Here is a 14,721-nt window from a genome sequence, read left to right as displayed (position 1 = left end):
AATGCGCCCACCAGGGGACAAAGGCGTCTTTCGACACAGAATGGGCACCGACCGCGGTCGATGCCCTCACCGAACAGACGAAGGCCGGATACTCGGAATTACTTCCGTGTATCCGGCCCTGTCACCGAGTTTCTGGTGCTGAAAAAGTCTAGAGTTTCAGTCCACCAGGAGAAATCGGGTTACGAAGCTTGAATCAGATGGCGCGGACGCCGGTAGCCTGGGGGCCCTTCTGACCCTGGCCCACCTCGAACTCCACGCGCTGGCCCTCGTCGAGCGACTTGAAGCCGCTACCCTGAATCTCCGAGTAATGAACGAAAACGTCCGGTCCGCCACCATCCTGCTCGATGAAGCCGAAGCCCTTTTCGCCGTTGAACCACTTCACACTGCCCTGCGTCATTCTGTAAACCTTCTGTAAGCGAGCTAGATCTTCACGTCGAAGCTCTAATCTCAAAACCGAGTCTGCCATCTATCGGCGCTGAGCGAAACACCGGGGGCGAAAAAGTTCGAAAGATTGCTTTGGGACGGTGAAACAGAAATGCCGCCACAGCTGCCGCAGCCCGTCGGTTCCGGCGCCGTCGCTACTGTCGAACCGTGGAATTGCCTGCCTACGATGCCGACCGATTCGATCCCCACCGACTCGACATCGTCCGACTCGCCTGGTGCCGACGGCTGTCGCTGGACGACCGTGCCCTCGATACCACCGCAGACCGCGTCGAACATCGGACCGACACCGAGAACATCGTCGTACTCCGACTGGCGCAGACCACTCTGATCGTCGGGCCGTCCTGGGCCGTGGACGCCGCACGCGGCATCGAGGGCCAGGCAGACACCGGTCGGACGTGGTTGGCGACGCTGCTGGGCGATCGCGTCGAGCAGTACGAGATCGACTCCCACACGCTGGCCTACGGATCCGAGATCGGCCACACCATCGACGTCCACGATCCGCTGATCTCCCACGACGCAGAGCACGCCCGTGCTCTGGCGGAGCACTGCAGCGAGGCCGACGTGACGGAGGCATTCGGCGAGCCGGTGTCGCGGCACTGGTTCACTTTGCTCGGAGACGACCGACCCGCGGATTCGGCGCGATCCCTGGCCTCGGCCGGGTACTCGGAAGAAAATATGATCCTGGCCGACATGCGCGTTCTCACCGACCCGGAACACCGACGACACGGATACGCCGCGGTCGTCGGGCGGCTCGCGACCAACGATGCCATCGACGACGGCCTGATACCGCAGTGGCGAGCGCGACCGGAGAACACGACCGCTCGACGCCTTGCCGCCCGGCTCGACTACGTGGAGATCGGCGCCTGCCACACCGCCGTGCGTCGAACCTAGGCGCTTGAATCCGGTCCGGACTGGGTAGCGTTCGTGAGACCGACCGATGTGAGGAGTTCGATCATGGCCGAGGACGCCACCTACGTGAAGCCGGGCGAGGAATTCAAGCGCGATACCAACTACATCCCGACGCGCATCACCGCCGACGGCCGGGACGGGTATCCGGTGGAGCCCGGGCGTTACCGGTTGATCGCGGCGCGGGCCTGCCCGTGGGCCCATCGATCCATCATCGTGCGTCGACTCCTCGGGCTCGAAGATGTTCTGTCCCTTGGCATTCCGGGTCCGACCCACGACCCGCGCAGCTGGAACTTCCAGGAGGAGCCGGGCGGCGTCGACTCGGTTCTACAGATCCCTCGGCTGCAGGACGCCTACTTCGCACGGTTCCCGGACTACGAACGAGGCATCACCGTGCCGGCGATCGTCGACGTTCCCACCGGCCAGGTCGTCACCAACGACTACCCACAGATCACCCTCGACCTCAGCACCGAGTGGACGCAGTACCACCGCGAGGGCGCGCCCGATCTGTACCCGGAGGCGCTCCGCGGCGAGATCGACGAGGTGGCCGATCTGGTGTTCAAGGACGTCAACAACGGCGTCTACCGCTGCGGATTCGCCGGCTCGCAAGAGGCATACGAGAAGGCGTACGACCGCCTGTTCGCTCGCCTCGACTGGCTCGTCGAACGGCTGTCCACCCGGCGGTATCTCGTCGGCGAGCACATCACCGAGGCCGACGTGCGACTGTTCACCACCCTCGTCCGTTTCGATCCCGTCTACCACGGCCACTTCAAGTGCAACCGCAGCAAGCTCACCGAGATGCCGGTGCTGTGGAACTACGCACGCGACCTGTTCCAGACCCCCGGATTCGGTGACACCGTCGACTTCGATCACATCAAGCGGCACTACTACGAGGTGCACACCGACATCAATCCGTCGGGCATCGTGCCGAAGGGGCCCGATCTGGCCGGCTGGCTCGAACCGCACGGACGCGAATCACTCGGCGGATCGCCCTTCGGCGACGGCACCGCGCCGCAGCCGCCGAAGCCGGACGAACTGGTCCCGCCCGAGCACTGGGTGTAACAGTGACGGCTATGCCCCGGCGTAGGTGCCGAAGCTCCAGTAGACCCCCTCGGCGTCGCGGCAGGTGAAGCCGCGGCTGCCGTAGTCCTCCTCGCGCAGGCCCTGCGTGACGGTGCCGCCCGCCGCGACGACGCGATCGTGGATGCCGTCGGGGTCGTCGGTGACGATGTAGATCGACCCGACACCCGGCGGCAGTTCGCCGATGGCACTCCCGTCGCGAACACTGCCCAGCATCACCCCGCCTCCGTCGGGCCAGCGCAGTTCCGCATGATCGACGCGGTCACCTTCGCCGTGCACCGCGCACTCCTCGAATCCCAACACGTCGACGATGAATCGGATCGCGTCGCGTGCGTTGTCGTACTTCAGAGTGGGCCAAACGTGTGTCGTCATGACGCCATACCTTCCTCGTCTGCCGCGCGGATCGTCACCGGCCGCGATGCCGCTCGCCAGGGTCTCGAACACGCCCGCACCCCGACGCGGCGCGCGCCACCGGACACCACCTCGCTCGGAGGAATCTGCACGCCACGAGTCTAAATTGCCCCGTACGTGTGCAACGAAGAATTCGCGGGTAACTCCCCCGACCAGCGTCACCGACGCTCGCAACCGAAAGAGGTACCGATGGCAGGCAAGAAGGACGACGCTCAGGTCGAGATCTCGAGCGGAGGCAAGCTCGAACGGGCCCTGGTCAACATCCTGGACAACGCCAGCCGCCTACAGGGACCCGCCGTCGACAAATACGTCGCGCACGTGCGTCGAGCACACCCGTACGACACCCCGGCCCAGATCATCGAACGGCTCGAGAAGCGATTCCTGCTGGCGGTCACCGGCAGCGGATCGGCAGTGGGAGGCGCAGCGGCGGTCCCCGGAATCGGTACGGTCGCATCGCTCGCCGCCGTCGGTGCCGAGACCGCGTTCTTCATCGAGTCGTCGGCTCTGCTGACGTTGTCGGTCGCGTCCGTGCACGGCATTCCCGTCGAGAATCACCAGCAGCGACGCGCGCTGGTGCTCTCGGTGGCACTGGGCGAATCAGGCATGCAGATCGTTCAACGAACAGTGGGCAAGACAGCCAAGAACTGGGGCCCGCTCATCACCTCACGCATTCCGGGCGGCTCGATGGCCAGCATGAACAAATCGCTGGTGAAGAAGTTCGTCACCAAATACCTGGCCAAGCGCAGCGCACTGCTGGTCGGCAAGATGCTTCCCGCCGGAATCGGCGCGGCGATCGGCGGCGCGGGCAACCGAGTGGTCGGCAAAGGCGTCATCAAGAACGCCCGTGACGCCTTCGGCCCGCCGCCCGCACGGTTCCCGGAAAATCGCATCATCGAACCGGACGAATGAGAATGCCCGGAATCTTCGAGAGGCTGCTGCGTTGACTTCGAACATGACTTCCACACCTGAACTCGGCAAGTACGGCGTCTGGCGACTGCACTCGGCGTTCACGCCGGAGTTGTCCCGCGCCATCGAGTCCTTCGGCTACGGGACCATCTGGCTCGGCGGATCCCCGCCCGCGGACCTGACGACCACCGAGGAGATCCTCGACGCCACGGACACCATCGTCGTCGCCACCGGCATCGTCAACATCTGGTCCGATGCAGCCGCCGACGTCGCCGCGTCGTATCACCGCATCGAGAGCAAGCACCCCGGACGGTTCGTCCTGGGCATCGGTGCCGGTCACCCCGAGGCCACCCAGGAATACCGGAAGCCGTACGACGCATTGGTGAGCTACCTCGACGACCTCGACGAGGCCGGAGTCCCGATGGAGCGTCGGGTCCTCGCCGCGCTCGGCCCCAAGGTGCTCGCGCTGGCCGCGAGCCGTACCGCAGGCGCACACCCCTATCTGACCACTCCCGAACACACCCGTGAAGCCCGAGAAGCAGTGGGACCGAACAAGATTCTCGCTCCCGAGCACAAGGTGGTGCTCGAGACCGATCCGGAGAAGGCACGCGCGATCGGTCGGCCACCGGTGAACAATCCCTACCTGCATCTGCGCAACTACACCAACAATCTGAACCGGCTCGGCTACTCGGACGAGGAAATCGGCGACGGCGGCAGTGACCGACTGATCGACGCGCTCGTCGCACACGGCGATGCCGACGCCATCGCGGCGCGACTCGACGAGCACCTCACTGCAGGCGCGTCGCACGTGACGCTGCACTCGCTGCCCGACGACGCCGACCCGCTCGAGACGTACCGGGAGATCGCTGCGGCGTTGCATCGCTGAAACCGGGTCATCCCGCCCGTCGGTCCCACCCCGTAACCTCGTGTACCGGTTGCCGCAAAGCAACCGGCACACGAGGTGCACCGACGGCCAGGGGGACACCGCACGATGACCAGCTACTCGGCTCCGGCGCTGGAAGCGCAGGCTCTGACGAAACAATTCGGTACCGTTCGCGCGGTCTCGGACCTGAGCTTCGTCGTTCCACGCGGAACCGTCACCGGATTTCTCGGGCCGAACGGCTCCGGCAAGTCCACGACACTGCGGATGCTGCTCGGCCTCGTCGCCCCGACCTCGGGCGTCGGCCTCGTCAACGGCGTTCCGTTTCGTACGGCGACCCATCCGGCCCGTACCGTCGGGGCCGTTCTCGACTCGCTGAGTCTGCACCCCAAACGCAGCGCCGAGCACCACCTGAAGATCTACACCGCGGCGATCGGGGTACCCGACAGCCGCGCCCTCGACGTCCTGAACCTCGTCGGTCTGGGCGACGCCGCGCACCGCGCAGCAGGCGGGTTCTCTCTCGGCATGCGTCAGCGATTGACGTTGGCAACAGCTCTACTCGGCGATCCCGAGATCCTCGTACTCGACGAACCCGCGAACGGCCTCGATCCCGAGGGGATCGCCTGGCTTCGAGACTTCCTCAAAGCGTTCGCGGCATCGGGGAGAACCGTCCTGGTATCGAGCCACATTCTGCGCGAGATCGAGCAGACCGTCGACACTCTCGTCATCGTCAGCGCCGGCACCCTGATGTACCAGGGATCCATCGCTCAGCTGCGATCCACCCGCCCGAGCCGCGTGCTCGTCGCCGCGTCCGACCCGGCGAAACTAGCCCTGGCATTGGCGTCCACCGGACTCACCGACACCCAACTGCTGCCCGACGGACGCATCGGCGTCGCAGGTGCCGACGCTGCCACCGTCACGCGCATCGCGGCCGACGGTGGGGTCACGGTCTTCGGCACCACCAGCGAACACGTCGACCTCGAGCAGGTGTTCCTCTCCATGACCGCCGGTCAGTACACCGCAGCACCCGTCCAACCCACTGCATACGGACCGCCTCCGGGATACGGGCCGCCGCCTGGATACAACCAGGGGTACTCACCGCCGCCACAGAACTACGGACCACCGCAGAACTGGAACGGGGGTTCGCGATGAACGCGCTGTTGACATCCGAGATCCGCAAGGTCACCACACTGAAGTTCTGGTGGGCGCTGGCGATCGCACCGATCGTTGTCGGCGTGTTCGCGTCCGTCATCACCTCGGTGATCGCGAACCAGCTGGGCGAGTTCGAGGAAGATCTTCAGATCGCCGGCGGTGTCGCCTCCATCGGCCTGTACGTCGCCGCGGGTGCCGCCATCCTGTTCGCCGGCATCTTCGGCGCGGTCAACGCCGGAACCGAGTTTCGACACAAGACCATCACCACCAGCTTCCTGACGGCCCGCGGCAGGGACGGCGTCGTTGCCGCCAAACTCATCGTCACCGCCCTGTTCGGCCTGGGGTACGGCCTCGTCGTGCTCCTGGCGAGCCTGGTGTGTCTGCTGATCTTCAGCCAACGAACAATCGTCCTCGACGGCGCTTTCATCGGCGTCGTCGCGTCGTGCTTGCTCGCCGTGGTGCTGTGGTCGCTCATCGGAGCCGGGCTGGGGTTGCTGCTCAAATCCCCGACCTGGGCCGCCATCGTGCTCGTCGCCTGGCTGCCGTTCGGTGAAGGACTGCGGTCCCTGATTCTGTTCGGAGTCGGTTTCGGACCGGTGGCAACCGCGCTGCCGTCGAACCTGACATTGCCGACGATGGCCGCGACACAATTGGACGATGCGGGCGACCTCGCGTCGTGGCCGTGGGCTCCGCTCGGACTTGCCCTGTGGGCCGTGATCCTCACCGGTGGCGGTTGGTTCCTCGCCCGTACCCGGGACATCGACTGACCACCGCATCGGTGGGGATGTTCGCCCGATCCTGCTGTCGGTAGCCGGGTCTACCGTGTGAATCGATGGCACACAGCGAATACGTGAAGGATCGAGCAGCGTCGGGCAGCAATACGGGCAGTACCCGTCTGCTGGAAACCGCCCCCGGCTCGTCCGGCGTACCCACCGACTCCCGGCCGACCACCGCGTCGTCGATCACCGCGTCGTCGATCACACGGCGTGGCTGGATCAGACGTCTGCTCGCGCAGTGCATGTTGCACCGGCGGACGGCACTCGGCGCACTGGGCGTGACGATGATCGCCGCGCTCATCGACATCTCGTTTCCGCTGCTGACGCGCCTCGCGATCGACGACGCCAGCGCAGGCAAGAACGACGTGATCGCCGGAGTCGCGATAGCCATCGCACTGCTGGGTGCTCTCCGGTTCGCCTGCCAGTTCGGTCGGCGCATGCTCGCCGGGCGCCTGTCGATCGATGTCCAACACGATCTGCGGATGGACCTGCTGGCGTCGCTGCAGCGACTCGACGGTCGCAAGCAGGACGAAATCCGAACCGGCCAGGTCGTGTCGAGATCGATCACCGACCTGCAGTTGGTGCAGGGTCTGCTCGCCATGGTGCCGCTGTCGGCCGGGGCAATTCTGCAGTTCGTCCTGGCCCTGGTCGTGATGGCCTACCTCTCACCGCTGCTCACCCTTGTCGCGGTCGTCATCGTTCCCGCGGTCAGCGTCGTCGTCTACCGGATGCGACCCACCCTCTTCGCTGCCACCTGGTCAGCACAACAGCGCGCCGCCGATCTGGCCCAGCACGTGGAGGAGACCGTCACCGGAGTCCGGGTGGTCAAGGGCTTCGGGCAGGAAGCGCGTGCGGTGGATCGCATCGAAGCTCTCGGGCGCAGGCTGTTCGCCGAACGTATGCGCTCGGCCCGCATCAATTCACGGTTCGCACCGACCATGGCAACCATTCCTCAGCTCGGACTGGTCGGCGTCATCGCTCTCGGCGGCTGGTTGGCACTGCACGGCCACATCACCATCGGCACCTTCCTCGCCTTCGCCACCTACGTGGCCACGCTGTCGGCCGTCACCCGAACCGTGTCGTCGGTGGTGATCATGGCGCAGCTCTCCCGCGCGGCCGTCGAGCGCGTCTACGAAGTGGTCGACACCGAGCCGACCGCACCGGAACCGGCGCACCCCATCGCACTGCCCGACGGCCCCCTCGGCCTCCACCTCACCGGCGTCACGTTCGGATTCGAGGCAGAGCGCAACGTTCTCAGCGACCTCGACCTGAGCATCGCCCCCGGGGAGACGGTGGCCGTCGTGGGACACGCGGGCTCGGGAAAGACCGCGCTCTCCCTGCTGCTCCCCCGCTTCTATCGCCCTACTCGCGGCCGGATCGCGGTGACCTCCGGGGACACGTCCATCGACATCGACGACCTGGATTCCGCGTCACTGCGCGAAGCGGTGTCGTTGGTCTTCGACGAGCCGTTTCTGTTCTCCGACACCATCGCCGCCAACATCGCGCTCGGCAGGCCCGAGGCAAGCGCGGAGGAGATCGAACACGCGGCTCGGCTGGCTCAGGCCTCGACCTTCATCGACGCTCTGCCCGATGGCTACGACAGTCTCGTCGGCGAACGCGGCCTCACCCTCTCGGGCGGGCAACGCCAACGCATCGCCCTGGCTCGCGCCCTGTTGGTCGAGCCGCGGATTCTCGTCCTCGACGACGCCACCTCCGCCGTCGACGCCGAGACCGAGGCCGCCATCTTCGACGCACTGCGCGGCGTGCGTACCCGGGCGACCCTCGTCCTCGCACACCGCCGATCGACACTGACGTTGGCCGACCGAGTAGCCGTCCTCGACGGTGGACGCATCATCGACACCGGCACAGTCGACGAACTCGACGAGCGCTGCCCACTGTTCCGCGCTCTCCTCGCCGGCGGAGACGAGAACGAACACAGCGACGCCGCACCGGAACCGCGCACGGAACCGTCGGCGGCGATGCTCTGGCCGGACGATGCTCTGGAAGCCGCATCGAACCCCGGTGGCGCGATGCCGCCCGCAGGTGCCGGAGGCGGAGGCACCCACGGCGCAGCGATGGCCGGCGCATTCGGCTCGTTGGCACCGACGCAGGCCATCTCCGACGCGGTGGCAGCCCTGCCACCGGCAACGGAGGAACCAGGCGGATCGGGACAACAGTTGCGTCGACCCGACCCGGAATTCCGGCTCTCACGACTGCTGAGTCCTGTCCGGCTGCTGCTGGCAGGTGTCGTGGTGCTGCTGGCGCTCGACTCGATCGCCTCCATCGCCTTCCCTTCACTCGTCCGGTACGCGGTGGACAGCGGCGTGGCCCGCGGGGACTCCGACACCCTATGGATCGCAACGTCGATAGGCGTCGCCCTGGCTGCTGCCAGCTGGTTCGTGGTCTGCGCGACGACCGTGCTCACCGCACGAGCCGGCGAGCGGGTGCTGTTCGGATTGCGAGTACGCAGCTACGCGCACATTCAGAGACTCGGGCTGGACTACTACGAGCGCGAGCTGTCCGGGCGCATCATGACGCGAATGACCACCGACGTCGATGCGCTGTCGTCGTTCATCCAGACCGGCGCGTCCACGGCCGTGGTCAGCGTGCTGACCGTCGTCGGCATCGCGATCGCGCTGCTCGTCACGGATACGACACTCGGGCTGGTCGCCCTGGCGGTCGTGCCGCCGCTCGCCGTCGCAACCGTCGTCTTCCGACGCATCTCCTCGGCTGCGTACTCGACCTCGCGCGAACGCATCTCCATCGTCAACGCCGATTTCCAGGAGAACGTCACCGGACTGCGCGCAGCGCAGGCATACCGACGTGAGGAGTACGCAGCCTCCCGCTTCGCCGAACGCAGCAACCGCTACCGAGCGAGCCGCATGCGATCGCAGACCGCGATCTCGGTGTTCTTCCCGTTCATCACGCTGCTCTCGGATGTCGCGCTGGCCGTCGTCGTCTTCGTCGGTGCGCATCAGATCGCCACGGGCACCGCCACCGCGGGCACCCTGGTGGCGTTCGTGTTGTACCTCGGACTCCTCTTCGGCCCGATCCAGCAACTCTCGCAAGTATTCGACGGCTACCAGCAGGCCCGCGTCGGCGTCGGCCGAATCGGAGACCTCCTACGCACGACGAGTTCGATCGAAACAGCGACAGCGACCGGGTCCGGTGCAGTCGTCGGCGATCGCCTGCACGCCGACATCGACCTCGTCGACGTCAGCTTTCGGTATGCCGGAGCTCACTCCGACGCGCTCAGTGAGGTATCTCTCAGCATCCCGGCCGGCACCACCGTCGCATTGGTCGGTCGCACCGGAGCAGGCAAATCCACCGTCGTGAAGCTGCTCGCTCGGTTCTACGACCCGACCTCGGGATCGGTACGCGTGGGTGGCCACGACCTTCGCGACTACCGGTTGTCGGACTACCGCCACCGGCTGGGCGTCGTACCGCAGGAAGCCCACCTGTTCACCGGAACCATCGCGTCGAACATCGCGTACGGCAGGCCCGACGCCAGCAGGGCCGACATCGAGAACGCGGCACGCTCGGTCGGAGCCCTCGACACCATCGCTGCACTTCGCGGCGGTATGCAGCAACCTGTCGGAGAACGCGGCCAAGGGTTGTCGGCCGGCCAGCGACAGCTGATCGCGCTGGCCCGCGCCGAACTGGTGGATCCCGATCTACTCCTGCTCGACGAAGCGACCGCGACCCTCGATCCGGCCACCGAACGCAAGGTCCTCGAAGCCAGCAACGCCGTTGCGCGAACCCGCACCGCAGTGGTCGTCGCGCACCGATTGGCCACCGCCGCACGAGCGGATTTGATCGTGGTCGTCGACGGTGGTCGTATCGTGGAAGTCGGACGACATTCCGAACTTCGCAAACGGGACGGCTTCTACGCCACATTGTGGGCTGCAGCCGAAACGAACCGGGGGAATAATTCGATAGTCAACGGGGTCATCGACAACGAGGCCGATGGTTACCGGTGAGTACGTATCACAGCTACGTCCCGGACGCACGCGATCTCGACCGGAGGTCTAGCCTGGAGTCGTACGCGCGCTGATCGGGAACGAAGACAGAAACGAGGCGAACTACTGCCGTGAGCAGCAGCTCTACTACCCAATTCGGACAAAATCAATGGCTGGTCGACGAGATGTACCAGCGGTTCAAGCAGGACCCGTCCTCCGTCGACGCGAGCTGGCACGAGTTCCTCACCGATTACGACCCCGAAGCCGTGATCGACGAGAACCCCATCTCCAACGGTAAGTCCGGTTCCAACGGCTCGGCCTCGAACGGCAGCTCGGCCAAGTCCGCTCCTCCCGCAGCACCCGCGCCTCCTGCGAAGCCCGCCGCCTCGGCCGCGAAGACCGAAGCCCCGAAGAACGAAGCTCCCAAGAAGACCGAAGCCCCCGCGAAGGCCGCAGCTCCCAAGGCTGCTGAAACCAAGCCTGCTCCGGCGAAGTCGGCCCCGGCCAAGCCGGCCGAGAAGAAGGCAGCCCCGGCCAAGCCCGCCGCTGCCGAATTCGGTGAAGAGTCGAGCAAGATTCTGCGCGGCGCAGCTGCAGCGGTTGCCAAGAACATGTCCGCTTCGCTGCAGATTCCGACAGCTACCAGCGTGCGAGCCATCCCGGCCAAGCTCATGGTCGACAATCGCCTCGTCATCAACAACCACCTCGCGCGTACCCGCGGCGGCAAGATCTCGTTCACGCACCTGCTCGGCTACGCCATCGTGCAGGCCGTCAAGGCGTTCCCGAACATGAACCGCCACTTCGCCGAGGTCGACGGCAAGCCCAATGCCGTCACTCCGGCGTCGATCAACCTCGGTCTGGCGATCGATCTTCCCGGCAAGGACGGCAATCGTTCCCTCGTCGTCGCGGCCATCAAGAACACGCAGGACTTCACGTTCACGCAGTTCTACAACGCGTACGAGGACATCGTCCGGCGCGCCCGCGACGGCAAGCTCACCGGCGAGGACTTCCAGGGCGTCACGATCTCGCTGACCAACCCCGGCGGAATCGGCACCGTCCACTCCGTCCCGCGCCTGATGAACGGCCAGGGTGCCATCATCGGTGCCGGTGCCATGGAGTACCCGGCGGAGTTCCAGGGTGCCAGCGACGAGCGTCTCGCCGAGTTCGGCGTCGGCAAGCTCATGACGCTGACCTCGACGTACGACCACCGCATCATTCAGGGTGCGGAGTCGGGCGACTTCCTCAAGACGATCCACAATCTGCTGATCAGCGATGAGTTCTACGACGAGCTGTTCCATTCGCTCAAGATCCCGTACGAGCCGATCCGCTGGCGCAAGGATCTGCCCGAGGGCACCGTCGACAAGAACACCCGCGTGCTCGAGCTCATCGCGGCGTACCGCAACCGCGGTCACCTGATGGCCGACACCGACCCGTTGCAGTTCACCAAGGACAAGTTCCGGATGCATCCGGACCTCGACGTGATCAGCCACGACCTGACGCTGTGGGATCTCGACCGCGAGTTCAAGGTCGGCGGATTCCACGGCAAGGACAAGATGAAGCTGCGCGACGTGCTCAGCGTCCTGCGCGACTCGTACTGCCGCCACGTCGGCGTCGAGTACACCCACATCCTCGAGACCGAGCAGGTCTCGTGGCTGCAGGAACGCGTCGAAGCCAAGCACGTCAAACCGACTGTGGCGCAACAGAAGTACATCCTCAGCAAGCTCAACGCAGCCGAGGCCTTCGAGACGTTCCTGCAGACCAAGTACGTCGGACAGAAGCGCTTCTCGCTCGAAGGTGCCGAGTCGGTCATCCCGATGATGGACTCCGTCATCGACCAGAGCGCCGAGTACGCCCTCGACGAGGTCGTCATCGGCATGCCGCACCGCGGTCGCCTGAACGTGCTAGCCAACATCGTCGGCAAGCCGTACTCGAAGATCTTCACCGAGTTCGAGGGCAACATGAACCCGGCTGCCGCACACGGCTCCGGTGACGTGAAGTACCACCTCGGTGCCGAGGGCACGTACATCCAGATGTTCGGCGACAACGACATCAAGGTCTCGCTCACGGCGAACCCCTCGCACCTCGAAGCCGTCGACCCCGTTCTCGAAGGCCTCGTCCGGGCCAAGCAGGACCTGCTGGACAAGGGCACCGGCCAGGGCGGTTACTCCGTGCTGCCGCTGATGCTGCACGGCGACGCGGCCTTCGCAGGCCAAGGCGTCGTCGCGGAAACGCTGAACCTGTCCGATCTGCGTGGCTACCGCACCGGCGGAACCGTGCACATCGTCGTCAACAACCAGGTCGGCTTCACCACCTCGCCGGAGTTCTCGCGCTCGTCCGAGTACTGCACCGACGTGGCCAAGATGATCGCCGCGCCGATCTTCCACGTCAACGGCGACGACCCCGAGGCATGTGCCTGGGTGGCTCAGCTGGCAGTGGACTTCCGTCAGAAGTTCCACAAGGACGTCGTCATCGACATGATCTGCTACCGCCGTCGCGGACACAACGAGGGCGACGACCCATCGATGACCCAGCCGGCGATGTACGACGTGATCGACACCAAGCGCAGCGTCCGCAAGAGCTACACCGAATCGCTCATCGGCCGTGGCGACATCTCGCTCAAGGAAGCCGAGGACGCGCTCCGCGACTACCAGGGGCAGCTCGAACGCGTCTTCAACGAGGTACGCGAACTCGAGAAGTACACCCCGGAGCCCAGCGAATCGGTCGAACTCGACCAGCAGTTGCCGACCAAGCTCACCACCGCCGTCGACAAGGCCGTCCTGCACCGCATCGGTGATGCGCACCTCGACATCCCCGAGGGATTCAATGTGCACCCCCGCGTCAAGCCGGTGCTCGAGAAGCGTCGGGAAATGGCGTACGAGGGCAAGGTCGACTGGGCCTTCGGCGAACTGCTCGCACTCGGCTCGCTCGTGGACGAGGGACGCAACATTCGTTTCTCGGGCCAGGACACCCGCCGCGGCACGTTCACGCAGCGGCACTCGGTGATCATCGACCGCAAGACCGGTTCCGAGTACACGCCGCTGCAGAACATCGGCAGCGACAACCCCGGCAAGTTCATGGTCTACGACTCCGCGCTGAGCGAGTTCGCGGCCGTCGGCTTCGAGTACGGCTACTCCGTGGGCAACCCGGACGCACTGGTGATGTGGGAAGCGCAGTTCGGCGACTTCGTCAACGGTGCCCAGTCCATCATCGACGAGTTCATCTCGTCCGGTGAAGCCAAGTGGGGACAGCTCTCCGACGTCGTGCTGCTGCTCCCGCACGGCCACGAGGGTCAGGGCCCGGACCACACGTCCGGACGCATCGAACGCTTCCTGACGCTGTGCGCCGAAGGATCGATGACCGTCGCACTCCCCTCGACCCCCGCGAACTACTTCCACCTGCTGCGTAGGCATGCGCGTGACGGAATCCGTCGCCCGCTGATCGTCTTCACCCCGAAGTCGATGCTGCGCAACAAGGCAGCAGTGAGCAACATCGAGGACTTCACCGACGGCAAGTTCCACTCGGTGTTCGACGAGCCCACCTACGACACCGGCACCGGCGACCGCAGCAAGGTCAAGCGCGTGCTGATGGTCAGCGGCAAGCTCTACTACGAGCTCCTCGCTCGCAAGCAGAAGGACAACCGCGACGACGTCGCCATCGTCCGAATCGAGCAGCTCTACCCCGTGCCGACGCGTCGAATCCGGGAAGCACTCGAGAGCTACCCGAACGCAACGGAATTCCGCTGGGTTCAGGAAGAGCCTGCGAACCAGGGTGCCTGGCCGTTCTTCGGTCTCGCACTGCCCGAACTCATGCCCGAAAAGCTGGTCGGCATCAAGCGCATTTCCCGTCGCGCCATGTCCGCACCGTCCTCGGGATCGAGCAAGGTGCACGCCGTCGAGCAACTCGAAATCATCGACGAGGCCTTCGACAAGGTCGGCGAAGACTAGATCTCCGACAGCGACAAGCGGCCCACTCCTTCGGGGGTGGGCCGCTTTCGTCGTTTCTGGGCGCACCCGGGTTGGGATCAATGTGGGATTCAGTCGGTCAGACTGCAACAAAGCCGCATTCATTCGGCTGTGGCCTCGGCCGCACTTCGGATGAATGCGGGATTCAGTTGCACTGGACCCCGTGGGTTGGACCGGTTAATGGAAATCCTAGGCTGCGAGGGCCTGGGCTCGGTATTGCACCGGGCTCAGGCCGTCGAGTCGTA

Annotated in this window: 11 protein-coding genes; 8 read left to right on the top strand and 3 right to left on the bottom strand. The window is 65.4% G+C overall.

Going from position 1 to position 14,721, the window contains the following annotated elements:
• Positions 1-193: 193 nt before the first annotated feature.
• Positions 194-397, bottom strand: a complete 204-nt coding sequence (locus AB0P23_RS19735) for a cold-shock protein (protein ID WP_008714360.1) — start codon at positions 395-397, stop codon at positions 194-196.
• Positions 398-591: 194 nt separating this feature from the next.
• Between AB0P23_RS19735 and AB0P23_RS19730 the strand changes: the two genes are divergently transcribed.
• Together AB0P23_RS19730 and AB0P23_RS19725 are read left to right on the top strand one after the other, a co-directional pair.
• Positions 592-1,335, top strand: a complete 744-nt coding sequence (locus AB0P23_RS19730) for a GNAT family N-acetyltransferase (RefSeq protein WP_080733434.1) — start codon at positions 592-594, stop codon at positions 1,333-1,335.
• 63 nt (positions 1,336-1,398) lie between these two features.
• A complete protein-coding gene (locus tag AB0P23_RS19725) occupies positions 1,399-2,412 on the top strand; it encodes a glutathione S-transferase C-terminal domain-containing protein (RefSeq protein WP_045840759.1) in 1,014 nt (337 codons plus the stop codon).
• Positions 2,413-2,421: 9 nt separating this feature from the next.
• Here the strand turns inward: AB0P23_RS19725 and AB0P23_RS19720 are convergent, their stop codons facing one another.
• Together AB0P23_RS19720 and AB0P23_RS19715 are read right to left on the bottom strand one after the other, a co-directional pair.
• On the bottom strand, positions 2,422-2,802 hold the full coding sequence (locus tag AB0P23_RS19720; protein ID WP_032365504.1) for a VOC family protein: 381 nt from the start codon (positions 2,800-2,802) through the stop codon (positions 2,422-2,424).
• Positions 2,799-2,933 (bottom strand): hypothetical protein, encoded by a 135-nt coding sequence (locus AB0P23_RS19715; RefSeq protein ID WP_257885960.1) that lies wholly within the window; start codon positions 2,931-2,933, stop codon positions 2,799-2,801. The genes AB0P23_RS19720 and AB0P23_RS19715 overlap by 4 nt, the downstream gene beginning before the upstream one ends.
• A 97-nt stretch (positions 2,934-3,030) precedes the next feature.
• Between AB0P23_RS19715 and AB0P23_RS19710 the strand changes: the two genes are divergently transcribed.
• From AB0P23_RS19710 to AB0P23_RS19685, 6 genes are all read left to right on the top strand, one after another.
• On the top strand, positions 3,031-3,750 hold the full coding sequence (locus AB0P23_RS19710) for a hypothetical protein (protein WP_032365401.1): 720 nt from the start codon (positions 3,031-3,033) through the stop codon (positions 3,748-3,750).
• 43 nt (positions 3,751-3,793) lie between these two features.
• Complete coding sequence (locus AB0P23_RS19705; protein ID WP_032375503.1) at positions 3,794-4,633, top strand: LLM class F420-dependent oxidoreductase; 840 nt, start codon at positions 3,794-3,796, stop codon at positions 4,631-4,633.
• Between the two features lie 105 nt (positions 4,634-4,738).
• Positions 4,739-5,779: an ATP-binding cassette domain-containing protein gene (locus AB0P23_RS19700; RefSeq protein WP_032375502.1), complete on the top strand. Its 1,041-nt coding sequence runs from the start codon at positions 4,739-4,741 to the stop codon at positions 5,777-5,779.
• A complete protein-coding gene (locus AB0P23_RS19695) occupies positions 5,776-6,546 on the top strand; it encodes an ABC transporter permease (protein WP_363798913.1) in 771 nt (256 codons plus the stop codon). Before AB0P23_RS19700 ends, AB0P23_RS19695 begins: the two co-directional genes overlap by 4 nt.
• A gap of 251 nt (positions 6,547-6,797) precedes the next feature.
• Positions 6,798-10,535, top strand: a complete 3,738-nt coding sequence (locus AB0P23_RS19690) for an ABC transporter ATP-binding protein (protein WP_363798964.1) — start codon at positions 6,798-6,800, stop codon at positions 10,533-10,535.
• A gap of 110 nt (positions 10,536-10,645) precedes the next feature.
• Positions 10,646-14,458 carry a multifunctional oxoglutarate decarboxylase/oxoglutarate dehydrogenase thiamine pyrophosphate-binding subunit/dihydrolipoyllysine-residue succinyltransferase subunit gene (locus AB0P23_RS19685; RefSeq protein ID WP_363798911.1) on the top strand — a complete coding sequence of 1,271 codons (3,813 nt, stop codon included), beginning with the start codon at positions 10,646-10,648 and terminating at the stop codon, positions 14,456-14,458.
• Positions 14,459-14,721 lie beyond the last annotated feature (263 nt).

Origin of the sequence: Rhodococcus sp. NPDC077669 (assembly GCF_040686915.1) — a bacterium.
Taxonomy (GTDB): Bacteria; Actinomycetota; Actinomycetes; order Mycobacteriales; family Mycobacteriaceae; genus Rhodococcoides; species Rhodococcoides fascians.
Note: the sequence above shows the minus strand (reverse complement) of the source record. Positions and strands in the feature narration are given on the sequence as shown.